Annotated in this window: 13 protein-coding genes and 1 pseudogene; 6 read left to right on the top strand and 8 right to left on the bottom strand. The window is 69.4% G+C overall.

The annotated features are described in order from the left end of the window. Window positions 1–447 precede the first annotated feature (447 nt). Together NGR01S_RS08310 and NGR01S_RS08305 are read left to right on the top strand one after the other, a co-directional pair. Window positions 448–927 (top strand): hotdog fold domain-containing protein, encoded by a 480-nt coding sequence (locus NGR01S_RS08310; protein ID WP_063035575.1) that lies wholly within the window; start codon window positions 448–450, stop codon window positions 925–927. Window positions 928–1,393: 466 nt separating this feature from the next. Further along, the gene (locus NGR01S_RS08305) at window positions 1,394–2,581 is read left to right on the top strand and encodes a lycopene cyclase family protein (RefSeq protein ID WP_063035704.1); all 1,188 of its coding nucleotides are present in this window, start codon (window positions 1,394–1,396) and stop codon (window positions 2,579–2,581) included. A gap of 10 nt (window positions 2,582–2,591) precedes the next feature. On the opposite strand, the gene NGR01S_RS08300 is transcribed toward NGR01S_RS08305, so the two are convergent. The 3 genes from NGR01S_RS08300 to NGR01S_RS08290 form a co-directional block, all read right to left on the bottom strand. Beyond that, window positions 2,592–3,464 carry an ABC transporter permease gene (locus tag NGR01S_RS08300; protein ID WP_063035574.1) on the bottom strand — a complete coding sequence of 291 codons (873 nt, stop codon included), beginning with the start codon at window positions 3,462–3,464 and terminating at the stop codon, window positions 2,592–2,594. Continuing rightward, window positions 3,461–4,270, bottom strand: a complete 810-nt coding sequence (locus tag NGR01S_RS08295) for an ABC transporter permease (RefSeq protein ID WP_245664486.1) — start codon at window positions 4,268–4,270, stop codon at window positions 3,461–3,463. The genes NGR01S_RS08300 and NGR01S_RS08295 overlap by 4 nt, the downstream gene beginning before the upstream one ends. A gap of 71 nt (window positions 4,271–4,341) precedes the next feature. After that, the gene (locus NGR01S_RS08290; RefSeq protein WP_084480494.1) at window positions 4,342–5,469 is read right to left on the bottom strand and encodes an ATP-binding cassette domain-containing protein; all 1,128 of its coding nucleotides are present in this window, start codon (window positions 5,467–5,469) and stop codon (window positions 4,342–4,344) included. Window positions 5,470–5,736: 267 nt separating this feature from the next. On the opposite strand from NGR01S_RS08290, the gene NGR01S_RS08285 reads away from it, so the two are divergent. Then, entirely contained in the window at window positions 5,737–7,254 is a 1,518-nt protein-coding gene (locus NGR01S_RS08285; protein WP_084480492.1) for an aldehyde dehydrogenase family protein, read from the top strand. Between the two features lie 240 nt (window positions 7,255–7,494). On the opposite strand, the pseudogene NGR01S_RS32800 reads toward NGR01S_RS08285, so the two are convergent. Both NGR01S_RS32800 and NGR01S_RS08280 read right to left on the bottom strand, forming a co-directional pair. After that, window positions 7,495–7,584: pseudogene (locus tag NGR01S_RS32800) on the bottom strand (serine hydrolase); the annotation flags it as partial. 162 nt (window positions 7,585–7,746) lie between these two features. Then, window positions 7,747–8,112, bottom strand: coding sequence for a MarR family winged helix-turn-helix transcriptional regulator (locus tag NGR01S_RS08280; RefSeq protein ID WP_245664485.1), 366 nt, complete (start codon window positions 8,110–8,112; stop codon window positions 7,747–7,749). A gap of 322 nt (window positions 8,113–8,434) precedes the next feature. Here NGR01S_RS08280 and NGR01S_RS08275 point away from each other — a divergent pair, with 322 nt between their 5' ends. Together NGR01S_RS08275 and NGR01S_RS08270 are read left to right on the top strand one after the other, a co-directional pair. Next, window positions 8,435–9,097 carry a DUF3159 domain-containing protein gene (locus tag NGR01S_RS08275; protein WP_084480488.1) on the top strand — a complete coding sequence of 221 codons (663 nt, stop codon included), beginning with the start codon at window positions 8,435–8,437 and terminating at the stop codon, window positions 9,095–9,097. Window positions 9,098–9,285: 188 nt separating this feature from the next. Continuing rightward, window positions 9,286–10,488, top strand: a complete 1,203-nt coding sequence (locus NGR01S_RS08270) for a serine hydrolase domain-containing protein (RefSeq protein WP_063035570.1) — start codon at window positions 9,286–9,288, stop codon at window positions 10,486–10,488. Window positions 10,489–10,576: 88 nt separating this feature from the next. Here the strand turns inward: NGR01S_RS08270 and NGR01S_RS08265 are convergent, their stop codons facing one another. Then, on the bottom strand, window positions 10,577–11,800 hold the full coding sequence (locus tag NGR01S_RS08265; RefSeq protein ID WP_084480542.1) for a TetR/AcrR family transcriptional regulator: 1,224 nt from the start codon (window positions 11,798–11,800) through the stop codon (window positions 10,577–10,579). 133 nt (window positions 11,801–11,933) lie between these two features. Between NGR01S_RS08265 and NGR01S_RS08260 the strand changes: the two genes are divergently transcribed. Next, window positions 11,934–12,743: an enoyl-CoA hydratase-related protein gene (locus tag NGR01S_RS08260; protein ID WP_063035569.1), complete on the top strand. Its 810-nt coding sequence runs from the start codon at window positions 11,934–11,936 to the stop codon at window positions 12,741–12,743. Between the two features lie 148 nt (window positions 12,744–12,891). On the opposite strand, the gene NGR01S_RS08255 is transcribed toward NGR01S_RS08260, so the two are convergent. Both NGR01S_RS08255 and NGR01S_RS08250 read right to left on the bottom strand, forming a co-directional pair. Beyond that, window positions 12,892–13,881 carry an alpha/beta hydrolase gene (locus tag NGR01S_RS08255; protein WP_174551683.1) on the bottom strand — a complete coding sequence of 330 codons (990 nt, stop codon included), beginning with the start codon at window positions 13,879–13,881 and terminating at the stop codon, window positions 12,892–12,894. A gap of 326 nt (window positions 13,882–14,207) precedes the next feature. Further along, window positions 14,208–23,738, bottom strand: coding sequence for an AMP-binding protein (locus tag NGR01S_RS08250; RefSeq protein ID WP_084480486.1), 9,531 nt, complete (start codon window positions 23,736–23,738; stop codon window positions 14,208–14,210). Between the last annotated feature and the right edge of the window lie 91 nt (window positions 23,739–23,829).

The raw sequence follows: 23,829 nt of genomic DNA, 5'->3' as shown, positions 1-23,829 counted from the left end.
CGTCCCGCGCCCTATCGGTCAGAGCCCGGCGGAGGCAGCCTGCGTAACTACGCAGGGCTTCCGATCGGGCACCAGACCGACACAGTGGAGACCACGACCAGGGGTCAACCCAGTCCGCGCCGCTGTTCATCTGTCATGGTTCTCCGGTCCACGCGGTCGGGCGTGTCGCCCCTCCGCTCATTCCTCGGCCTCGGAAGAAAACTTCGATCGTGGCCTTCGGAACTTGCGTCCCGGACGTACCCACATCGGTAATCGATGAGGTACTCGCTGGTTTTACTCACCCCGCCCGGCCTGGCCGTTTCATGAAAACGACCGCCACCCGGGGCAAGGCAACCCGAACAGTATGCACGAGCCCCCCGAGGCGTTTCAAATCGGGGTCGGCCGAGGTCCGGCGCTGCGGCCACCATACCGCGCCGCCGCTACCTTACCGATGAGTAAGATAGCGATATGACCAACGAGACCGGTACCTACCGCGGCTGGCGCAAACTGCCGGACAACCCCTTCGGCCACGGCCTGTTCTCCCTGTCGATGGTGGCCCGGGTGCCGTACTTCGCCACGGTGCTGCCCCGGGTGGTCCGTCTCGAACCCGGACTCTGCGAGGTCAAAGCCCCCAAATGGTTCGGCGTGCACAACCATCTGGGCACCTTCCACGCCATCGCCGCCTGCAACCTCGCGGAAATCGCGATGGGCATGCTGAGCGAGGCCACCGTGCCCACCACCCACCGCTGGATCCCCAAGGCGATGCAGGTCCAGTACCTGACCAAAGCCACCACGGGCCTGCGCGCCGTCGCCGAACTGACGGATATCCCGGACTTCGCCACGATCACCGAAGGCCGAGACCTCACCGTGCCGGTCTCGATCTACGACAAGACCGGCAAAGAAGTCGTCCACGCCGACATCACCACCTGGGTAACCCCGAAGAACTAGCAACCCGGGACAAACCTGCGGACAGAGAACGGCGCGCCCCCGCCACACCCGTAGTCCCCCAACACACACCACTGGTCCACCCCTACCTACAGGTCCGCACGCCGACCTCACCGTCATATGCCGACGCAACCCGCATGCGTCGAGTCCTACGAGACACCTCCAAGGGTTGAGGCCCGTCTCGCCGTTTCGGCCTCGAAGCGCATGAGATATGCGGTGGGCCGCCCATAGAGTGCGACCATTGAGCACCTTCGGCCAAGGCTCGAGGCCGAAACGGCGAGACCAAGGGGGCCTCAACCCCCGCGCGCGCCAGCGCGCCAACAACACAGCACCTTCACGAGCAAGCGCGCATGCTCGCCTTCGCGTATCGGCGCGCCTCGTCTCCCGAGGAGACCCACTTCCCACCTTCACAAGCGGCTTCACAAGCGGCTTGTTGCCCTCCCCCGCCCCACCCCGTTGAATGCACTACATGGCAGACAGCGTGGTCCGTGAGTTCGATATCTGTGTCGTCGGGCTGGGCCCGTCCGGGCGGGCGCTGGCCCACCGGGCCGTTGTGGCCGGTCTCCGTGTCGCCGCCGTCGATCCCCGCCCGGATCGCCTGTGGCCGCCGACTTTCTCCTGCTGGATCGACGAGCTCCCGGACTGGTTGCCGCACAGTGTGATCGCGAGCAGGATTCCGGCGCCGGTGGTCTGGACGACGTCCGCGATCAAGATCGAGCGGCCCTATTGTGTGCTGTCCAAGCCGTTGCTGCACGAGGCGCTATCGCTCGACGACGCCCAGGTGTACGTGGGGCGGGCGGCCCGGGTGGAGGCGCATGAGGTCGAGCTGGCCGACGGCACCGTGATCGGTGCGGCGGTGGTGGTGGATTCGCGTGGGATGCCGCCGCTCGGCAACCGGCGCGGGGCCAGCGCGCACGGCATCTTCGTGAACGCCGAGACCGCGGCGCCGATGGTCGGTGAGGGCGAGGGCCTGCTGCTGGATTGGCGGCCGGAGAACGGTGCCGGGCCCGACGAGCCGCCGTCGTTCCTGTATTCGGTGCCCCTCGGCGACGGCACCGTGATCTTCGAGGAGACCAGTCTGGGGCTGCGCGGCGGGATGCCCCAGCACGAACTGCGCCGACGCACCCTCGCGCGGCTGACCGCGCACGGTATCGAACTGACCGGTGCGGAGCCGAGCGAGGCCGCGCACTACCCGCTGGACACCCCACCACCGAAGAACGGGGTGGGGAAGGTGGTGCCCTACGGGTCGCGCGGCGGGATGATGCACCCCTGCACCGGTTACAGCGTCGCCGATTCGTTCGCGCTGGCCGATACCGCGGTCACCGCGATCCTGGCCGGTGAGGACCCGATCGCCGCGCTGTGGCCGTGGCAGGCCCGGCTCACCTACTGGATGCGGATGCGCGGCCTGTGGGGGTTGGGCCGATTGACCACCGAGCAGTCGATCGCCATGTTCGATTCCTTTTTCTCCGCCTCGCCGCGCGGACAGCGCGCCCTGCTCTCGGCCCACGACGATTACGCGGCGCTGGGCGCGGTGCTGTTCAACACCGTCTCGCACACCTGGCCGTTCCGCTGGCGCTACGACCTGGTCGGCTGGACCAACCGCGACCGCTGGCTCGGCTACCCGTTCGCTGCGGCCACTTCCGAGACCCGGAAGTAGCCGAGCGCGATCAGCCGCTACGTTCGGCGGATTTGCGGTAGCCGCGGACCGCGGGATAGCCGAACACCAGGATGGCGCCGACCACCCACAGCAGGGTGTCCACGAGCGGTTCGGCGACCGGACCGCCGAGGGACAATCCCTTCATCGCTTCGATGGCGCAGCTCATCGGCTGGTTCTCCACCGTCGACCGCAGCCAACTCGGATAGGCGGACACCGGGACGAAACCGGAATTGAAGAACAGCAGCAGGTTCATGAAGATCGCGACCAGCTGGACCAGCAGCGGCCCCTCGGTGGAGGCCGCGATCGCGGTGATGAAGACGGCGAACGCGAGCCCGAACAGGATCGGGATCCCCATGAGTCCGAGTGCGGCCCACAGTCCCTGGTCGAAGCGGAATCCCAGGGCGAAACCGACGGCGATGATGATGACCGTGGTGAGCGAGATCCGGATCACCTCGGCGAACAACCGGCCGGTCAGGCTCGCCGCGCGATGGATCGGCATGGTCCAGAACCGGCCCAGCAGCCCGGTGGCCTTCTCGACCTTGAAGCCCAGCGCGCTGACCACCGCGCCGGTCATGGCCGCGACGAGGGTGATCATCGGGACCGTACCGTAGATGGCGGGCTTACCGGTGAAACCGGAGATGGAATCGTCGAGCACGATCCAGAACATCACCAGCGTCAGCGCCGGGTACACGATCGTCTGGATGGTGGTGGCCGGATCGCGCAGCCAGCCCGTCAGCAGCCGTTTGCACTGGATGGAGCTGTGTACTGCCCAGACCACGAGCGATCGTTCGGACCGTGGGGTGACCCGGGGCAGTTCGAGCGCGGCGATATGTACCGGCAACTCCTCGGTTCCGGTCGCCGCGGACTGTTCGATAACGCTCATGACCGCCTCACACTCGCCCAGACCGCGAACGGGGTGAACACCGCCGCCGCGCCGACCAGCCAGAACAATCCCACTCGCAGCACCTCCCAGGTCACCCCGTCACCCGCCATATCGCGCAGTGCGTAGGCGAACTGGGTGATCGGCTGATTGCGCACGAACGGCCGCACCCATTCGGGGAAACCGGTCTCGGGCACGAAACCGCACGACATCATGCCGAAGATCAGCGTCGGCAAGGTGAGCGCCTGGCTCAGCGAAGCGGGGCTCTTGGTCAGGCTGCCCAGCCCGTCCGCGCCGACCGCCAGCACGGTCCCGACGGCGAGGGCGAAAGCGCAGAAGCCGATGGTCTGCCCCCAGCCCGCGGTGAACTCGAAACCGATGATGTGGCCGTAGATCAGGGCCGCGGCCAAGGATACGACCGAGCGGAACAGTCCGGCCGCGATCCGCGAACCCAGCGGTACCAGCATGCCGATCGGCATGGTCTGCAACCGGGTGCTGAACCCGGTGAGCGCCTCCACAGCGGCCAGCTGCGCATTGGACATCATGGTGAACGCCATGGTCTGCAGCACCACGATCGGCATGACGAACTGCGCGTAGTCGATGCCCTGGAACTGCATCACATAGCGCAGCGGGAGATAGAAACCGAGAGTGAAGACCAGCGGCATCACGATCGCGGCGATCATCTCACCCTTGGTGACCATGGTCCAGACGACGCGTCCGGTCAACGCCCGCCACTGCGCGAACGTGGACAGCCGCGTCCGGGGCAGGTCACCGAACAGATCGAGCCGGGAGGCCGCGGGAGCGCTCACAGTGTATTTCTGGGGCATGAGCGAGGGCCCCGCGTGGTCACGCTCCGCTACCGTCTCCGGGCCCGACTCGCTCACGCCGGACCACCCGGCTGCTCGGTACCGCCCGGATGCCCGGTGATGGACAGGAACACATCGTCGAGAGAAGGGCGGCGCAGCCCGATATCGGCCAGCGTGATGCCGGCGGCGTCCAACCGGCGCAGGGCCTCGGCCAGCGTCGCGGCACCGTCGGGTGCCGGGATGGACAGACGTTCGGACCCGGCGAGCTCGGCGGCGACTGCCGGCGGAACCAGGTCCCCGAGAGCGGTGGCGGCCCGGGCCAGCTGGGTCGGGTCGAGTGGGACGATCTCGCAGTAGCTGCCGCCGGTCTTCTCCTTGAGCTCGTCGGCGGTGCCCTCCGCGATCACCGTGCCCTTGTCGATCACGATGATGTTGTCCGACAGCACATCGGCTTCTTCCAGGTACTGGGTGGTGAGCAGCACCGTGATGCCCTGCTCTTTCAGCGCGGTCACCAGCTCCCAGACACCTTGCCGGCTGCGCGGATCGAGGCCGGTGGTCGGTTCGTCGAGGAACACCACCGCGGGCCGGACCACCAGGCCGCAGGCGATATCGACCCGTCGCCGCATACCGCCGGAGTACTGGCGGACCGGGCGGCGGCCGGAAGTGACCAGATCGAATTCCTCGAGCAGCGCGTCCGCGCGCTTCCGCGCCGCCGATTTGCCCAGGCCCATCAGCCGACCGAACAGTTCGAGGTTCTCCCGGCCGGAGAGGTTTTCGTCGAGGGCGGCGTACTGGCCGGTCATCATGATCGAACGACGCACCGCGGCCGGATCCTTGCGGATATCGTGACCGGCCACCACCGCGGTCCCGGAATCGGGACGCAGCAGCGTGGACAGGATTTTCACGGTGGTGGTCTTGCCCGCGCCGTTGGGCCCCAGGATGCCGAGCACGGTGCCGCGCTTGGCCGAGAAACTCACCCCGCGCAACGCGTGCACCTCACCGAAGGACTTGGTGATGCCCTCGACGCGAACGGTGTCCGCCCAGGCGGGTCCGGCGCCGTGGGGGCGGAGGGGTGCGAGCGCCGGCGCGGCGCGGCCGTTCCCGTACTCCGCTGTCGCGGCACCTGGGGGACGGGAATGCACCGATCGAAGCGGTGGGGCATTCTCGCCGGCGGTTGTCACGGCTTCGTTCGAACTCGGCATCAACTCTCCACTATCGGCCTGATTGGCTGGCGGGGTGACCGGCGCATCGGTATCCCCCTGGATGATCCCTGGCGCCGGGCGCGATGTTACCGGCCGAGGAACCGGGCGCCGGAGCGCCGCCCTTACCCCATGCCGGGTCGAACCAGATGTGCCTTTGCTCACAGCGACGTCAGGGCCGGTGATCCACCCTGGTCGGCGGTACAGGGACAGTCCATGGGCAGTGCTCGTACCTTGTCGGCGCTACGGCACCACCATAATCTGAGTGCCATGGCCGATACCGCGCAGCCCGAGGTGGCGGCGCGTTCGGGAGGACCCGGCCGACCGAGCGTGCTCACATCCCACGACCCCCGCACCGGTGAGGTGGTGGGCAGTTATGCCGTTGCCGGCCCCAGCGAACTCGAACGCGCGGTCCATGCCGCGCGGACGGTCGAACAGTGGTGGTCGACAGCGGGTTTCGCAACCCGCAAGCGACTCCTGCTGGAGTGGAAAAAAGTTATCGCGCGCCGGGCCACGCAACTGGTGGAGGTCCTGCGCGAGGAAACCGGTAAACCCGAGGCCGACGCGGCGATCGAGGTTATGCTCGCCGTAGAGAATCTGGACTGGGCGGCCCGCAATGCCGGTCGCGCGCTGGGCCGGAAGCCGCTGGCCTCCAACTGGCTGACCCGCAACCAGCGGGCATCGGTCGGCTATCTGCCGCTGGGCGTGATCGGCGTTCTCGGGCCCTGGCAGAACCCGGTTTTCACTCCGATGGGTTCGATCGCCTACGCCATGGCCGCCGGCAACGCGGTGGTGTTCAAACCGCACGCGGTGACCAGCGGCACCGGTCTGTGGCTGGCCGAGACCTGGCGCGAGATCGCTCCCGACAAACCCGTTCTGGCGGCGGTCACCGGTGACGATTCGACCACGGCCGCGCTGTGCCGCGCCGGGGTCGACAAGATCGCGTACGCGGGGCCGGAAGCCGAAGGCCGCGAGGTGATCTCGCTGTGCGCCCAGACCATGACCCCGGTGGTCATCGAGAACTCCGGTAAGGGCGCGATGATTGTGCACGTCGACGCGAAACTCGACGACGCCGCCGACGCCGCGGTGTTCGGGGCCATGACCAATGCCGGCCAGAACGCGACCGGTGTCCAGCGGGCCTATGTCGCGACCTCGGTCTACGACCAGTTCCTCGAGCTGGTGGTCGCGCGGGCGCGCGCCCTGAAGCCCGGCGCGGATCGGCGGTCGTCCTACGGACCGATGATCCTGGAATCGCAGACCGAGGTGGTGCGCAAACAGGTTCGCGACGCCCTGGCCCGCGGCGGGCGCGCGGTGGTCGGTGGGCTGGATTCCATCCGCGAGCCCTATGTCGAGCCGATCGTGCTGGCCGACGTCCCGGAGGAGAGTGTCGCCATCACCGAGGAGGGCATCGGCCCGGTCCTCATCGTTAACAGAGTGCGCGATCTCGATGACGCCGTGGACCGGATCAACGATGCCGGCCGCGGTATCGCGGTATCGGTGTTCACCCGCGATATCGCCGAGGTCGAGAGCTACGCCGAACGACTACGGGTCGGGGTGGTCACGGTCAATACCGCCACCACCTATGCCAGTATCCCGGCGCTGCCCTTCGGCGGGGTCGGCGAATACGGGCAGGGACACAGCCACGGGGTACACGGACTGCGCGAATTCAGCCGGACCCTGTCCATCGCCCGCAACCGCTACGGGAAACCGCTGGGCCTGTCCGGCTTCCACCGCAGTATGCGGCGATTGCGCTTGGCGCGTATGGTTTTTCGGTTGCGCCACGGCTGACCTTCGGCTTCCACTCAGGCCGGGCGGTGACCACGGACGACGGATAATTCTCTTCGCGGAATCATCGGCGGCGCCCGGCCGGGAGGGCGATGTCGCCGGGGTGGCGATCGACGTGTCCGGCAGCCCAGGCGGCCGTGCGGCGTGCTCGGTCGCCGCACGGCGGTGGGCTTCCGGCGGTGTAGTTGAGCAGCTGCGCCACGGTGACCACACGTGCCGCGACACCGGGCCCGGCGCATACCGCCGCACCGGCGCATCCAGCTCGACCAGCCCCTGGTCGGCTAGTGGCAGCAACGCGGTCGCGGTGAATGCCTTGCCGACCGATCCGATCACGAACCGAACGGCTACCGAAATCCTCGGCGGTTTGCGTTTTTAGACAAGATTCTTGTCTACTTTGGGGCGAAACGATATTGTCACAGAGCTTGCACGGAAAGGACTGACAGTGATGGCCGAGCCGCGATCGGTCATACCCCGACCGAGCGAGACAGCAGAGGTTCAGCCCGGCGTCGCCAAGAGAATGGTCAAGGCGCTACGCAGTTCGGTCATACGCTCGACGCCGAGCCGGCCTTCCCATTCGCGCTCGAGCCCTTGCAGGCTCTTGCGCAACACCCGTGTCGCAGCTCGTCCGCGCGGCGTGAGGCAGACCAGCTGCGCCCGCCTGTCACCGGGGTCATCCACTCGGGCGAGGTAGCCGGCACGCTCGAGCGTCCGAATCACCTGGGCGGTCGCCTGCCGGGATACGGACAGCATCGCGGCGAGCTCCGAAGCGCGTGATCCACCCGAAAGGAGCAGTGGGAAGAGCTGTAATGCGTGGCGGGGCAGGAGGTCGGCCATTCCGTGCTCGGCGAAAGCTTCGGCCAATCGGACACTGCTCGACCGAGCGAGAAGATAGACCAAGGCCGGTGACGTCGGTGGTGGAACGGCGGCCGAGTACTCAGTCATTCTCCGCATTCTTCCACTCACATATCGACAGAGCGGCTGCGTAACCCGGCGGTGGCCGAGCACGCAGCACCCGGTTCACTCGACTCGGATCGGATATCAGCATGCACGAGACACGGGGCACGAAGTGCCGCCGCCGGTGCCACCGGCGTGGACGCACCCGCGAAGGGAGAGCGACGGGCCCGCTCGACACCGAGGACGGACGTCGCGACCGCACTCGCGAGCCGGGGAGTTCGTGGTGACGATGGACCGGGCCCGCAGGGGCACTCCAATCGCGCGACTGCGGCGGCAGGCAGGGATGCTGGTCACCTCACCGGACGTATCGCGGGCCCAGATCCTGGATAGACGGGGCCTGATCGACGTGGTGTCGCCCCATGTGCTGTACGCCGCCGTCTACCTCCTCACCCAGGAGGTATCGAACGCCGCGATATCGGTATCGGTCTGGTGCGCCGGTCTGGTATCGGCGCGGCTTCTGATGCGGCAGCCGCTCCGACCGGTTCTGGCCGGCCTTGTGCTGGTGGTGATCTCCGGCCTGCTCGCGATCTGCACCGGCCGGGGCGCCGACTTCTATCTGCTGCACATCGTCCGCAGCACGATATGGGTTCTCGTCCTGCTCTTGTCCTTGATCGGCCGCTATCCGATGGTCGGAGTTATCGTGGGACCGGTCGTCGGGGGCGCGAGATGGCAGCAGGAGCCGATCCTGCTGCGGGCATATCGCATATGCACCGCCATCTGGGCCGGTGCTATCGGCCTCCGGTTGGCAGCGCATATTCCGTTCTATCTTGCCGACAATGTCGCGGCCCTGGGAGTCGCCCATCTGGTGACCGGCTTACCTGCCTTTGCCGTCATATCGCATATCTGCCTGCGCATTCTGCGAAATGCCTACGCCGCTCATCGAGAGGGGTAAGGCGAGCACAACGATGCTCGGCTCCGTCGGCACCGGAGTCATCGATTCCTTCGCGGGCCGCACCGCCGGGAGTCCGGCCACCACCGTATCCGCGGTCGAGTCAAGACCCGGCGATCGCCGACGACATCACCTCGTCGAAACCGCGTAGTGCGGTTACACTGGCCGAAAAATAGACAAGGAGCTTGCCTATGTTCTCGCATCGCGGGCCGGAATCGGGGCGTCCGAATGAATCGCGTCGCGATACCGCATTTCCACGATGGTGGCGGGCGGCGATCGCGACAACCGCCGTGCTCGTGCTGGCCTGTGGCGGCAGAGAGCTGCCCACCGCGCAGGGCAACCCCGGCCAGGTTGACGTCGACAATGCCGTCTTCCCCGGCCGGGATTGGGAGCGGACCTCCGCCGCGGACAGTGATTTCGATCCGCACGCGCTGGAAACACTCACCGGCCGGGCCCAGGCCGGTGGCTCGGCTTGCCTGGCCGTGGTCCGCGACGGCAAGCTGGTCGTCGACGAACGGGATCCCCACTCCGGACCGGATCCTCGGGAAACATTCTCGGTCACCAAATCGCTCACCGGACTCCTGGTGGGAATCGCCGTCCGGCGGGGTGAACTATCGGTGGCGGACAAGGTCGCCGATCACGTACCGGAGTGGCGCGGCACTCCGTCGGAGAGCGTGACAGTCGAACACCTCCTCACGAACACCTCGGGGCGCCAGTGGGACGCTGTCACCGACTATGCGGAAATGGCGGTGAAGGCACCGGACAAGACCGCGTTCGCCATCGGCCTCGGTCAGGCACGAGACCCGGGAACGGAGTGGGTGTACAACAATTCGGCCGTGCAGGTGCTTTCGAGGGTCCTTCATTCCGCCACCGGTGTACATCCCTCCGACTACGCTCGGCTGCACCTCTTCGGCCCGCTCGGTATGCGTGACTCGCATCTGGAACGGGATCGCTCGGGGGGAGCCATGACCTTCATGGGCCTGCGATCGACGTGTCCGGATATTGCCCGCCTGGGAGTCCTGATGCTCCACGAAGGCGCTTGGAACGGCGAACAGATCATCGACGCCGATTACGCGCAGAGGTCGGTCAGCCCCAGTACCGACCTCAACCGGGGCTATGGACGACTCTGGTGGCTGAACTCGGACGGCCTGGTGGTGTCACCCGCGCCGGCCGCGAACGGGCGCGGTGAGCAGGTCCCGCTGACGGGGCCATTGGTTCCGGATGCCGGCCCCGATACATTCTGGGCCATCGGATTCCGGAACCAAACACTGGCGGTGATGCCCGATAAAGGAATCGCGGCCGTGCGCCTCGGCCCGAAGCCACCCGAGGAAGCGCCGTTCGGGTTCCAGGAACTCACCGTCGGCGTCCTCGAAGCCACGACGGACGGTCGGTGAGGAGGTCTACACCGTTTCGCTCGATCGCGCGTACTGGCGGCCGGCCGCCGCCAGGCAGCGGCGATTAGCCCGACACCTTCTCGGCCGTTCAGCCCAGCATCACGGCCATCATGAGGGCGTGCACCCGGGCCATGTGCTGGGGCCGGGAATCGAAACGGATCAACCGGCCCACATCGATGACCTGGCCGATCGCCGAATGCACCCGGAAGCGCGCCTCGATGGGATCACCGTCGAGCAGATTCGCCCATTCGTGCACGTTCTGCCGTTGAATGGCCCGGAGTTTGTGTTGTTCGGCCGGGGGCAGGTTCGGGAATTCCGCGTAGTACACCGGCATGATCTCCGGCATGGCGAAACTGAGCCGGATGTAGCGGTCGGCGATCTTGTCCACCGCGTCGGCGCGCCCGCTCGCCTCGGCGAGCGCCTCGGTGATGGCGAAGGCCAGCCGGTCGCCGGTGCGGTGGAAGGCTGCCGCCAGCAGGTCGGATTTACTGCTGAAGTACCGGTAGACGCTGGAGGCGTTGATTCCGACAGCCGCGCCGATCTCTTCGATACTGGCCTCGTGGTACCCGCGGCGGCCGAAGATCCGGATCGCCTCGGTGAGCAACTGCTCCCGTTTGGAGGTCACCGGCAGGCCGCGCGGGGTGTTGTCGGGTTCGCCGGGCCCGGGGGCGGGCGGCAGTTCGGTGCGCACGATCGACCAGGCCATATCGTGCAGCAGCGGCAGCAGTTTGGCACTGGACAGGGCGGTGCGATGGGCCGAGATACTGCCGATCACGCTGAGCACCGCGGCGGCCAGCAGGGCGATGTCCTCCGGTGGGGCGTCCGGTCGGAGTTGCTCGATCGGCGCGGACAGCGTCTCGTTGATCCCGTTGTAGAGGGTGCGGATGCGGGCGCGGTCGGGCTGCTCCAGGTAGCGGCCCTCCCACCGGTACAGACCTGCCTCGCGCCGGATCTCGATGGTGTGCTCGGAGACCGCCCGGATGAGGGCGTCGAGACGTTCGTCCGGCTTCGCTTCCGGCTCGTCCGCGGCCCGGGCGGCCTCGAGCAGTTGCCGGGCACCTTCCTCCGCGGCGGCGACCAACAGGGCGTACTTGTTGGCGAAATGGCGGTACAGTGCGGGACCGGAGATCCCGACCTCGGCCGCGATCTCGTCCACGCCGACCGGATAGTAACCACGTTCGCTGAAGGCGCGGGCCGCGGCGCGCATAATCTGCACCTTGCGGTCCTTGGGCCGGCGCCGCCCGCCCTGGCCGGCGCCACGGTCGGCCGGACGCACGCGCACCGGGTCCACCCGGCTGCTATCCGCGACCATGCATTCTCCGTTCGCCTCGGCGGCGCCGCCGGTGTTGACAGCGCCCGACAAGTCAACCTAAGTTAACCACAATTCGCAACGTTAACCGCTATTCGCCACCTGGTCGGCACCGGGGGCACCCGATGGAGCGCGCATGGTCAACACAGATTCCCCCACCACGCAGCCGGCGGGTTTCTCCGCCGTGCAGGACGGCCGGGTACTGCGGATCACCCTCACCAAGCCCAAGCGCAAGAATGCGCTCGACTACGACTCGCTGGTCGCGCTGGGTGACACCTTCCTCGCGGCCGCGCAGGACAAAGCCGTGCGGGTGGTCGTGCTCACCGGTGCCGGCGGCGACTTCTGCACCGGCGCCGACCTGGCCGCCAGCGCCGAAGAGGGCGCCCGCGGCATCACCCCCGACCAGGTGATGGACGCCGCCAACCGGCTCGTGCGCGCCATCGTCGACCTACCGGTACCGGTGATCGCCCGCCTCCGGGGCGCGACCGCCGGGGTCGGTGTCGGTATCGCGCTGGCCGCCGACCTGGTCTACGCCGAAGCAGACTCCTACCTGCTGCTGGCATTCATCAATATCGGTCTCATGCCCGACGGTGGCGCCGCGGCGCTGGTGGCCGCGGCCGCCGGCCGCCCGCTGGCCGCTCGGATGGCACTGCTCGGCGAACGTCTCCCCGCCCCCGCGGCCCGCGCCGAAGGCCTGTTCACCGACGTCCTGGCCACCACCGAGGAACTCGATGCCGCCGTCGAGGCCGCCGCCGAGAAGATCTCGCACGGTCCGCGGCGCGCGCTCGAACTCACCAAGAAGGCACTCAATCGCGCCACCCTCAGCGCCCTGGACACGGCCCTGGCCGACGAGAAGGCCGGGCAGGTCGAACTACTGCAATCCCCCGACTTCTTCGAGGGCGCCGGCGCCATGCTCGGCAAACGCAAAGCGGTCTTCGCGGAGTAGGCGCGACCCCGATCGCGCGAACGCCCGCTCCGCCCACCGGCAGGGCGGGCGTTCTCGTCATCGCGCACGGACGGGCCGGCATGAGAAAACGCCCGTGCCGGGGCGGCGTACTGCCGCCCCGGCACGGGCACGAGAAACAGCGTTGGGACTAGAGGCCCAGGCCACGGGCCAGAACCGGCCACGACACCTTGAACTCGTCCTCCCAGTAACCCCAGGAGTGGGTACCCGAGTCACGGAAGTTGAAGGTGGCCGGGATCCCCAAAGAATCCAGCCGCGTCTTCAAATTATGGGTGCAGAAGTTGGTACCCGCCTCGATGACGCCGCCGACCAGGATCTGATTGGCCAGCCCGTAGGAGCCGGGCAGGGTGTGCGGGCCGTTCAGGGTGTCCCAGCGGCCGGGCAGGCCGTTACCGGTGGAGACGTAGAGTTCGAGACCGCGCAGCGCTTCGGCGTGCAGGTACGGATCGTTCGCGGCCCATTCCGGCGAGCCCTGCGGACCCCACATGTTGTCGGTGTCGCCGCCGCCCCATGTGTTCACGGTGAGCTTCACGAACTCCGAACCGACCGGGTCGCTGGTCTGGGCGCAACCGCTGTAGGCCGCGGCGGCCTTGTAGAGGCCGGGCTTGGCGATCGGCAGAGCCAGCACGGTGGTGCCCGAGGTGGACAGACCGGCGAGGCCGTTCACACCGTTGGTGCCCAACGCACCGTCGATCAGCGGCGGGAGCTCCTCGGTGAAAAAGGTCTTCCACTTGTTGCGGCCCAGCGCCGGGTCGTCCTTGATCCAGTCGGTGTAGTAGCTCCAGGCACCACCGATGGGCTGGATCACATTGACGTTCTTGTCGGACAGAAATTCGAGGGTGTTGGTCTGGGCCTGCCAGGATGCCGAGTCCTCGCCACCACCCGCGCCGTTGAGCAGGTAGAGCGTGGGCCGGGGCACCGAGGCGTCGGCCGGGCGCTGGACGTCGACGACGATGTCCTTGTCCATGGCCACCGAGTTCACATACAGCCGCAGGTTGCGGTCGTCCTTGTACTCGGCCTTGACGATGCGTGACCCGTCGGGCGCGGTGGGGTCGGCGAGCAGTGTCTTGGATTCGATGATCGGATCCGCACCGGCGGTACTCCCACCGAGACCGGTCATCACACCGGTCAGAACTGCCGTGGCCGCGACCATTGCCGCGGCGCGTCTACCGCCACGCCGGGTGAGTCGACGTATCAATTTCACACCTTCGCTTCGTCTCGAATTTCCATCCGGGGTCTTTCCGCACCGCAACAACCGGCTCCGGGTCCCGAACGCCTCACAGTAACGGGACAGGATCGACCCAACCCGGGAGTTCTGTCCGTGTAGTCGTACCTTGCGGACATATCGTTACCGTAGCGTTGCCCGGCTACCACGGTTTGATCGACCGGACCGGGAATCCGGTACCGGACCCCGCCGACTCGGCGATCCCGGACGCCGGAGCGGGTTCAATCATGCCCGCCCCGCCGGGAACCGCTCATGAGCGACCCGCCGACACGTTCGACACGCCCGAGATATTCCAGCACACCGTCCCGGCGGCGGACCAGGTCCCCCGTCCGGTACAGCCGGCCCCCACCCCCGGTGGCGACGAACCTCGAGGCCGTCTCCGCGGCCGCGGCGTGGTAACCCCGGGCCAACTGCGGACCGCCGATGTACATTTCGCCGACGGTGCCCGGCGGTACCGGGCGCAGTTGTTCGTCCAGGAGGTACACCCGGTCATTGGTGACCGGCCGCCCGCCGACCGACCCGACGGTGATCACACCCGTCTCGTTGTGGCCGTACCAGATCACCAGTTCCGCGCCGGGCAGCAGCGTAACGAACCGTTCGACACCACCGGGCGGGAGCGCGGCGCCGTCCACGACGACCCGCCGCAGGCTGAGATGCGCGGCGCGGCCGCCGCCGTCGGTCACCGAATCGAGGAACCGGTCCAGCAGGGACGGGACCACGTGCACGATCGTGACCTTGTGGGCGGCGATCGAACGGGACAGGTCGGCGGCCCGGCCCGGATGATCGGGCATCAGGATCTGGGCACCGTGGTGCAGCGGCCGGAACAATTCCCACAGCGTGATATCGGTCACGGTCGGCGCCGCGTGCAGCACCAGATCGGACGAATCGTAGGGATGGCTGCGCTGCGCCCGTCGCAGTCGCTCCACCAGCTGCCGGTGCGTGCTCGTCACAGCGGGCGTGCCACCGGGGACGTACCGGATATCGGCGAGGTCGTCGGCGGCGACCGGTGGGAAGACAGCCGGGTCGGCAGGCAGGTCCAGATACAGCAGGTCGATGGCGACCACCGAGATCCCGGTGCCGGTGGCGAAGCCCTCGTCCGAGGTGCTCAGCACACAGATCGGGGCCGCGGTGGCCAGCAACTCGTCCACTTCCGCGGCCGGGCGGCCGGGATCGACCGGCACATATCCGCCGCCCGCACGCAAAACCGCGCAGACCGCGACCACCAGGTCGATACCGGGTCGCATGGCCACGGCGACCAGGGTTCGGTCGCCGACGCCGAAGCGGATCAGCTCCACGGCCAGCGCCCGGGACTTGCGGTCCAATTCGCTGTATCCGAGCACCCGCGCACCCTGCCGCACGGCCGGGTCCGTGGGAGTCCGGCTCACCTGTTCGTCGAACAGCGACAGCAGGGTGCTCTGGTCGTCACGCGAGGCCAGATCGGCAATCGGAGACATGTAGGCGGTCGTCTCCACATCCGGAATCGGCCGCAGGAAGGTGGTGGGCTCCGGGTCCGCGGTGAGCCCGGGATCGGCAGTGAGTCCGGGATCGGCAGTGAGTCCGGGATCAGCAGTGAGTCCGGGATCAGCAGTGAGTCCGGGATCAGCAGTGAGTCCGGGATCAGCAGTGAGCTCTGGCTCGGCGGTCGGCTCGGGACCGGGTGCGGGGGCCGCGGACTTCGAACGCTTCAAGGTCCAGTCACGCGGTTCGGACGATGCCGTCTCGTCCCGGAGCGGTTGCGGCCGGCGCCGCGGCAGCGCCGGCGGGAGCTCGACCGGCGCCGATTCGACCTCGCCGTGTGCCTCGCGCCGCGGCAGCGCGGCCGGACCCCGGTCGGCTGTGCCGCCGGCGGTCGCACCCTCCGCTTCCACCGCGGAGCGGCCGCCGCGCCGCGGCAGCGCCGGCCCGCCCGCCTGTTCGGACTCGGTGCCGGCGGGCGCGGGGCGCGTCTCGGCGGTGGGACGGCGTTCCGGCAGCGGATCCGGTACGGGTCCGCTCTCGGTGGACACGGGCTCGGAAAGGGCACCCGCCGAATCGGCGTCGGGCCGCGCGCCGAGCCGAGACCGGCGCTGCGGCAGCGACGGTTCGGATATCTCGGCCGGTTCCGGTTCCGTGCGGGACCCGCTGTCGACCCGGGGGCGGCGCTGGGGCAACCCCGGAGGTGCGGAGGCTTCGGGCGAGTCCATTTCTGTGTCGAGGCGTTCCGGTTGGCCGGCCGGCCCGGGCCGGCGGCGGGGCAGGGACGGCGGCGCGGGCGGCTCGACGGCATCCATCGGCTCGGCGACAGATCCCGCGCCGTACCGGAACGCGCCCCGCGGAGGCGTCGCCGAGGGCTCGGCTGCCTGCTCCGACAGCGGCTCACCGGCAGGCCCACTGTCGTGCCGGGGCAGGTGCTGCGGGAAGGCCCCGGATCGCGCGGCCGATTCCGGACTCACGGCCTCGGGTGTCGAATGCGCCGGACCCGGGCGGCGTTGTGGCAGCGAGGCCCGGCCCGGGTCCGCGGTCGCCGCGGGATCCGGATCGAGCCCCGACCGGCGCTGCGGCAACGAACCCGAACCCGAATCCACCGTCGCGGCCGGATCCGCATCGAGCCCCGACCGGCGCCGGGGCAACGAACCCGAACCCGCATCCACCGACACAGCAGAATCCGCGTCGGGTCGCGCGGCACGTTGCGGCAGCGACACCGAACCCGAATCCACCGTCGCGGCCGGATCCGCATCGGGTCGCGTGCGGCGCCGCGGCAGCGCTGTCGCGGTCGGATCGATTCCGCTCGCCACGGTTTCGGATTCCGAACGCGGCCCGGTGCCGCGTTGCGGGAACGCGGTTCGCTCCGGGACGGTCTCCTGTTGCGCGGGCGCGCCGGCTCCGCCGACCGGCCGGCGTTGCGGGAGCCCGGCACCGGCCGCCTCGGCATCCGTACCGGGGCCGACCGTCGCGGGTGTTTCGGCGCCCGTAGTCCGGCGCCGCGGGAGCCCACCCGGAGCGGGTGCGCCGGCCGTGTCCGGCAGCGGATCGGCGGCCGCGTCGTATGCGTGGTGTCGCGGTAGCGTGCCGCGGACCGGCTCGGGCGGCGCGGCGTCCGGGACGCCGGTGATCGGGCGCAGCAGTGAGGTGACCTCCGCGTCCGGCACCGGTTCGGACATGTGCGCGGGCAGCGCCGCATGCGCGGGCGCCGACTCGACGGCGACCTGCGACTCGGGTGCGGGCTGCGGCGCGGACGCGGGCTCCGACGCGGGCGCGGATTGCGACTCCCGCGCGGGCTCCGACGCGGGCGCGGATTGCGACTCCCGCGCGGGCTGCGGCGCGAGCGCGGTGCGCCCGATATCCGGGCGCAACCCGTGTTCGGCGAGGCCGCCGAGTGCGCGGACCCAATGCTCGGCGAAGGTTTTCACATCTTCACCGGCGAAAACGTCGGTCGCGTAGTCGAACCGGCAGAGCAGACCGTCGTCGGTGGCGTCGACGGTCAGTGCCAGCGGTACTCCGTCGGCCGGGCCGTCGGTGTGGACCCGGGCCGGCCGCAGATCCCGGTAGCGCAGAGTGAGCCGGCCGGATTCGGCGGCGGCGAACTCGGTGGCGGTCTCCGGGTTCAGGTGACGCAGGAGCGCGTAGCCCGCGCCACCGTCGGGTACCGACCGGTAGAGATCACGGATCTGGACCAGCGCGCTTCCGGCGGCGGGCCCACCGACCAGAGCCTCGGTGGTATCGATATCGACGATCCGGACCGACAGCGGGAATTCCGTGGCGAAACCGCCGACGAGATCGCCGGTTCCGTTCGCGAACGACCGGGCGTCGGCGTCACAGCGCACCAGGGATCCGATCGCGCGGGCGACTTTGCCCTGCGCACCGGTGTGCAGGGCGACGGCGACGGCGGTCAGCAGTACCTCGGGCACGGTGGCCTCGTAGGCGCCGGCCGCGGCGGTCACCGCCGCGGTGCCCTCGGCGGTGATGGCCAGGGAGACCCGGCGGCGGCCCCGGAGATCGGCCGACCCGAGGGGGGCCGCTATCTGCGCGCCGGCCAGGTTGCGCCGCCACCATCCGGACTCGTCCAGTAGTTCGATGGAGCGGGCGCGCGCGTCCAGGGCGTGCACCAGTTGCGGCAGTTTGGTCTCGGGGGCTGCCGCGGCGAGTTCGGCGCCGGCCCAGCCGGCGACCAGCTCGTCGATGATGATCCGCCACGAGCGGTCGTCGACGGCCAGTCCATTGGCCACCACTACGAGCCGTCGATCCGGTTCGGTGCCGGTGACGACGAAATGGATATTGCGCCCGTTCGCGGGGTCGAGCGCGTCGGCCGCCGCTTGCACCACATCGTCGGTGGCCAGGGTGTTCTCACCGGTTTCCGGCCCGCGCCACCAGTACTGACGCTCACCCCGCTGTTCGCGCGGCGGGATCCACAGGACGGGCGGTCGGGCGCCGGTGTCGAGCCGGGCCGACAACATCGGATGCCGGGCCATCAGCGACTGCACCGCGATCTCGGTCCGGCTCAGCGGCCGGTCGGTCGGTAGATCGAGTACCACCGACCGGACCTCGACCCCGGGTACGGGACTGTCCAGCAGCCGGGCGGCGGTGGGTGTCGCGGGCAGCTCACCGGTTGTCTCCGCCGCGGCGCCGGTGAACGAGACCGGCGCCGCGGCGGTCGGGACAGGTTCGGCCGCCTGCGGTGGCGGTTCCGGTAGTGCGGTCTCCGCGATATCGAGCGCGCCGACGGGTTCGACGCGCGCTTCGGCTGCCCACGGGCCTGCATCCGGCGGCAGCGGCGCGATCTCGTCGGGGTCCGGTAACCGGGTCCGATCGGGTTCGCCGGTGCCGGTCAGCGGGATCCGCTCGACGGCCGCGAAAGCCGACGGCACCAGATCCGCGGGCACCGTCTGCGCGAGTGCGGCGCGGACCGAGGCAAGGTCGGGTTCGCTCCCGGCCTGCTCGGGAACGATGTAGGCGACCAGGCGTGCGCCGGGGCGCGCGGCCGACGATACGGCCGGACCGGTGCCACGGGTGAGTACCGCGGCCGCGGCGATCCCGGGCAGGGCGCGCAGCGCGGCCGTGACCGCGGCGGGGCGGACGCGGTGGCCGCGGAAACCAAACTGGTCATCGGTACGGCCCAGGTAGTCGAGTCGCTGTGGGGTGGTGGCGGTGGCGTCGCGCCACCGCACCATATCCCCGGTCCGGTACATGCGCTGGCCGTAACCGAAAGGGTTCGCGACGAATCGGTGCGCGGTGCCACCGCGCCGGCCGAGGTAACCGCGAGCGAGCTGGTCACCGGCCAGGTACAGCTCACCGGGCACCCCGGGCGGGACCGGCCGCAACCGCGAATCCAGCACGTACACCCGGGTGTTCCACTGCGGCAGCCCGATCGGCACCGACCGATCCGCCGATCCCGCGGCCGGCCAGGAGGTCGCCGACACCGTGGTTTCGGCGGTCCCGTACAGATTCTGCGTCCGCGCACCGCAGCGTTCCCGCACCGCCCGTGCCGTTTCCGGCGCCAGCGGACCGCCGGTCACGAAAACCTCGCGCAGACTGCGCATCGGTCCCGGATCGGCGTGCTCGGCGAAGGCGGCGAGTTCGTCGGGCCCGAAATCGGTGACCGTCACCGCTCGCGCGGCGATCGTCGCGGCGATACGCTCCGGGTCGTGCGTTCCGGCCGGGGCCAGAGCCAGTTCCGCCCCGGCGCGCAACGGCAGGAAAGTACCCCACAGCGAGGTGCCGCGGGTCGGCGGATTCTGCTGGAGGTAGACGTCGGTGAAACCCATCGGGTACTGGGCGAGCATCAGCGTGATCTGGTTGTGGATCGCGCTGTGCGAGAGGACCGCCAGTTCCGGCCCGTCCGGCGACACCGAGGCGCACAGCAGATAGGCCGCGTTACCGGGGCGTATCTGCCGGATCAGTTCCTCCGGGCGCACCGGCTCGGCGGAGTGACGGGCGAGATCTTCGGCACCGGGCACCAGAATCGGCGGCCGCGACGCCGTGCTCGTCTCCACCGCCGCCAGCCGCGCTTCGTCGGCCGGGGCCACCAGCACACAGGCCGGTCCGGCGATATCGATGAGCCGCGCGTTCCAGCCGGCCGGATCGTCGGGGTCCAGCGGCAGGCAGGCGCCACCGGCGGACAGCACCGCGTAGATCGCGACCAGCAGCTCGGTGGAGTTGCGCAGCGCAACACCCACCGGCGTCTCGGTGCCGACTCCGGCCTCGATCAGCCGCCGTGCCAGCCGGTTCACCCGGGCGTCGAATTCCTGATACGTCAGTTCGGCTTCCGCGTCGGCCACCGCCACGGTATCGGGGCGGGTGGCGACGGTGCGGCGGTAACCGTCGAGCAGCAGGTCCGGCGCGACCGGGTACCGGGTGTCGTTCCAGACCACCAGCAATCGGTCGAGATCGGCCCGGGACAGCAGGTCGATATCACCGACCGGGCCGTCGGGATCACCACCGGCGACGGTGAGTACGCGCTGCAACCGACGCGCGAATTCGGTGGCGGTGGCGGCGTCGAACCGGTCGGCGGCGTAGTGCAACGCGGCCGCGATCCCGTCGGGTGAACCGTCGGGCGCCCGGTGCGGGTCGATCACCAGCCGCAATCCGCACTCGGGGGTCGAGTTCGCGATCTCGATCGGCTCGGTGGATAGACTCGGCATTTCCAGACGCGGAATATCGTTGTGCCGCAACGAGATCGCCATATCGAACAGCGGCGCGCCGACGCCGATCGCCGCGTCCACGATCTCGAAGGGCAGATCCGCGTGGGCGAACGCCGCGCGATCGGATTCGGCGACCCGCGTGACCAGGTCCAGGAAGGACTCCGCCGGATCGATACGGGTGCGCAGGACGACGGTGTTGGCGTAGGGGCCGATCGCGTCGTCGAGTTCGCGTTCATCGTGCCCGCGCACCGAACTGCCGAGCACGATATCGGTGACGGCGGCCGAGCGGGCCAGCAACACCGCGAAGGCCGCGCGCACCACGATGAACTCGGAAACCTCACCCCGGCGGGCGATATCGGCGATCCGGCGATGGGTGCGGGTGCCGATCTCGAAACCGTGCACGCCGTAACCCGTGCCGCCGGAGCCGCCGGTAGCGGCCGGAATCTCCAGCAGCGGCGGCAACCCCGCCAAGTATTCGCGCCAGAACGCCAGTCGCGCCGCGGCGAGCGATCCCGGATCGGTGCTGTCGCCGAGAACAGACTGCCGGTTCAGGAAATAGTCCAGGTACTGCACCGACAGCGGTTGCCACAGCGGCCGCGACCGGTTGCGCCGGCCCAGGAACGCCCGCAGCAGATCCCGCAGCAGCAGACCGGCCGACACCTCGTCGGCGAGGATGCGGTGGACGACCACCGCGACCACATGTTCCCGGGGGCCGGTCTCGGCCAGCGCGAACCGTACCGGTACCTGTTCGGGATCGGCGACATCGAAATCGGTCCGGGACAGGGCCTGCAACCACTCGGCCAGTTCGGCGGGCGCGACCGGTTCGGCGGCCACCTCCGGTACCGCCCGTTCCCGCGGCAGCACCACCTGATGCGGTGTGCCGCCGACCTCTGGGTAGACGGTGCGCAGCGTTTCGTGCCGGTCGACCACATCGGCGACGGCGGCCTGCATGGCCGTCGCGTCCAGGGTGCCGGTCAGGGTCATCGCGGCGGTGAAGGTATCGGTGCCTTCTTCGGGGGTGAACCGGTTGCGTTCCCACAACCGCAGCTGGCCGGGCGAGAGCGGTACGGATTCCGGTCGCGCCGCGGCGCGACGGTCGTCCGGCGCCGGAACCGTTTCCGGCGCCGATGGTTCCTCCGCACGCGGCGACGCACCGGCGGAGTCGGGCCACAGCGGGCTCGGGGCATTGCTGTCCCGGGCGCCGAACGGGAAATCCGAGCCCCCGGGCTCCGGGCGGGTGGCGGGTAGCACCGCCGGGCTCGGGCCCCGGCTGCCCGGCGCGTCCGCACCCTCCGGCATATTCTCGTAGAACGCCAGCGCGTCACCGGCCGCCCGGAACGAACTCCCGCGGGAGGGTTGCGTATCGCTCGGCGCGGGCAGCTGCCGGTCGGCGCTCAGCCAGGTGTCGGCATCCGGCTCCGCCGGATCGTTGGCCTCCGCTCCGGCGGGCGAGGATTCCGCGGCCCGGGTGCCGCGGGCGCCCAGAGGTTGTGAGCGGTCGGGCATTTCCAGGTAGCCGCGCCCGGGCAGTTCCATATCACGCCGCTCGGAGGCGAGCCTGCTGTCCGCCCCGGGCAGTCCGCGCGCGGGAACAGGATCGGGGGTGCCGGGTTCCCGATCGGCCGGTCCGTCGCCGTAACCGGTGAAGGCGCCCTCCTCGACCGGCTGCTCCGGTTCGGCGGGAAGGTCGGGTTTCGCGGGCGGAGCAGCGGTTTCCCGGATCGGCAGGCTCTGCTCGAAGTCGGCCGGTGATTCGGCGAGCGCTGCCTCCGGTGCGGCGGCGGAGTCGACGGCGACGAGTGGCGGTGTATCCGAGTCGCTCGGCCCCATGACGCCCGAGAGCGTCGATGGTGCGGCCGGCGTTTCGACCCGGCCCAGATACTCCATTTCGCCATCGTCGGTGCGACGCACCAGGTCACCGGTGCGGAAGAGTCGCGAACCGTCGTCGGCGTAGGGGTCGGCGACCAGCAGTTGCGCGGTCCGCCCGGGCCGTCGGTGATAGCCACGGGCCAGTTGCGGACCGCCGAGATACAGTTCGCCGACCGCGCCGTCGGGCACCTGCGCGAGCTGTCCGTCCAGGATATGGGCCGTCACACCGCGGATCGGCGCGCCCACGGTCGGCGCCCGGTCCGGGGTCAGCGCGGTGCTGATACTGGTCATGATCGTGGCCTCGGCCGGCCCGTACCCCTGATAAAGCACCCGGGTCGCCCCGCCGGCGACGGGAATCGCCCAGCGCGCCACCTGTTCGGGCGGGCACGGCCGGCGCCCGGCGATCACCACGCCCAGTTCGTCGAGCCCCGCCGGATCCATCACCTCCAGCGCTTCCGGCGGCAGGTAGGCATGGGTGACACCGGTGCGGCGCAACAGTTCGGTGAGTTCGTCCGCCGTGGACACCAGCGGGGAGACAACCACCATGGTCGCGGCGCCGCCGAGCGCGAGCAGCAGCTCCAGTACGGCCGAATCCGAGGGGAGCGGCGCGAAGTCGAGCGTGCGGTCCTCTGGTTCGACCCGGAAACGGCCCTGCTGTTCGGCGCACAGACCGGACAGACCGGCCTGGGTGACCACCACACCGTCCGGCGAGGCCTCGCCGTCGCTGGCATAGCTGACATAGGCGGGATGTTCGGCCCGCAGCGGGCGGATCCGGTCGGCGTAGGTCACCGGCTCGGCGGAGAACTGTTCCAGCGCCCGAGCGGCCCCGACCGTGTCGACCTGCAACCACTCGATCTCGTCGGGGAGTTCGTTGCGGACCCAGGAGACCGCCAGACCGTAGACCGCACCGACATCGACCAGCAGATGCGCGATCCAGTTGGGCGGATAGGCGGGATCGATCGGTACGAAACCCGCTCCTGTCTTGGCCACTGCCCAGACCGCCAGCACCGCGTCCAGCGAACGCGGGATGGCCACGGCCACCAGATCCTCCGGGCCGATTCCGCGCGCAATGAGCGACCGCGCCAACCGGCTCGACCAGGCGTCCAGATCGGCATAGCTGACCTGCTCCAACGGGCCGGTGCCGTCGGCGAGGACGAGGGCCGCACCGTCGGGATTGGTCTCGACAGCGTTCGCGATCAGCTGCGGAAGGGTGGTCACGCGGGGCCGCCGGGTTCGGTGGGGCCGGGTCCGGACTGGCCGCGTCATACCGTTTTCGCCCTCCGGAGGTGGTCACACCGCTGACCGACTACCGCATCCATCTGTCCGCCTCGCCTGCCTGTCGCACTTCACCGCCGCG

Source organism: Nocardia grenadensis NBRC 108939 (assembly GCF_001613445.1).
GTDB lineage: Bacteria > Actinomycetota > Actinomycetes > Mycobacteriales > Mycobacteriaceae > Nocardia > Nocardia grenadensis.
Note: the sequence above shows the minus strand (reverse complement) of the source record. Positions and strands in the feature narration are given on the sequence as shown.

Bases quoted from the DNA above. Each gene is read 5' to 3' on its own strand.
- NGR01S_RS08310 (WP_063035575.1), top strand. From the start codon at position 448: ATGACCAACGAGACCGGTACCTACCGCGGCTGGCGCAAACTGCCGGAC.
- NGR01S_RS08250 (WP_084480486.1), bottom strand. From the start codon at position 23,738: ATGACGCGGCCAGTCCGGACCCGGCCCCACCGAACCCGGCGGCCCCGC.
- NGR01S_RS08265 (WP_084480542.1), bottom strand. From the start codon at position 11,800: ATGGTCGCGGATAGCAGCCGGGTGGACCCGGTGCGCGTGCGTCCGGCC.
- NGR01S_RS08285 (WP_084480492.1), top strand. From the start codon at position 5,737: ATGGCCGATACCGCGCAGCCCGAGGTGGCGGCGCGTTCGGGAGGACCC.
- NGR01S_RS08255 (WP_174551683.1), bottom strand. From the start codon at position 13,881: ATGACCGGTCTCGGTGGGAGTACCGCCGGTGCGGATCCGATCATCGAA.
- NGR01S_RS08290 (WP_084480494.1), bottom strand. From the start codon at position 5,469: ATGCCGAGTTCGAACGAAGCCGTGACAACCGCCGGCGAGAATGCCCCA.
- NGR01S_RS08305 (WP_063035704.1), top strand. From the start codon at position 1,394: ATGGCAGACAGCGTGGTCCGTGAGTTCGATATCTGTGTCGTCGGGCTG.
- NGR01S_RS08260 (WP_063035569.1), top strand. From the start codon at position 11,934: ATGGTCAACACAGATTCCCCCACCACGCAGCCGGCGGGTTTCTCCGCC.
- NGR01S_RS08275 (WP_084480488.1), top strand. From the start codon at position 8,435: ATGGACCGGGCCCGCAGGGGCACTCCAATCGCGCGACTGCGGCGGCAG.
- NGR01S_RS08270 (WP_063035570.1), top strand. From the start codon at position 9,286: ATGTTCTCGCATCGCGGGCCGGAATCGGGGCGTCCGAATGAATCGCGT.
- NGR01S_RS08300 (WP_063035574.1), bottom strand. From the start codon at position 3,464: ATGAGCGTTATCGAACAGTCCGCGGCGACCGGAACCGAGGAGTTGCCG.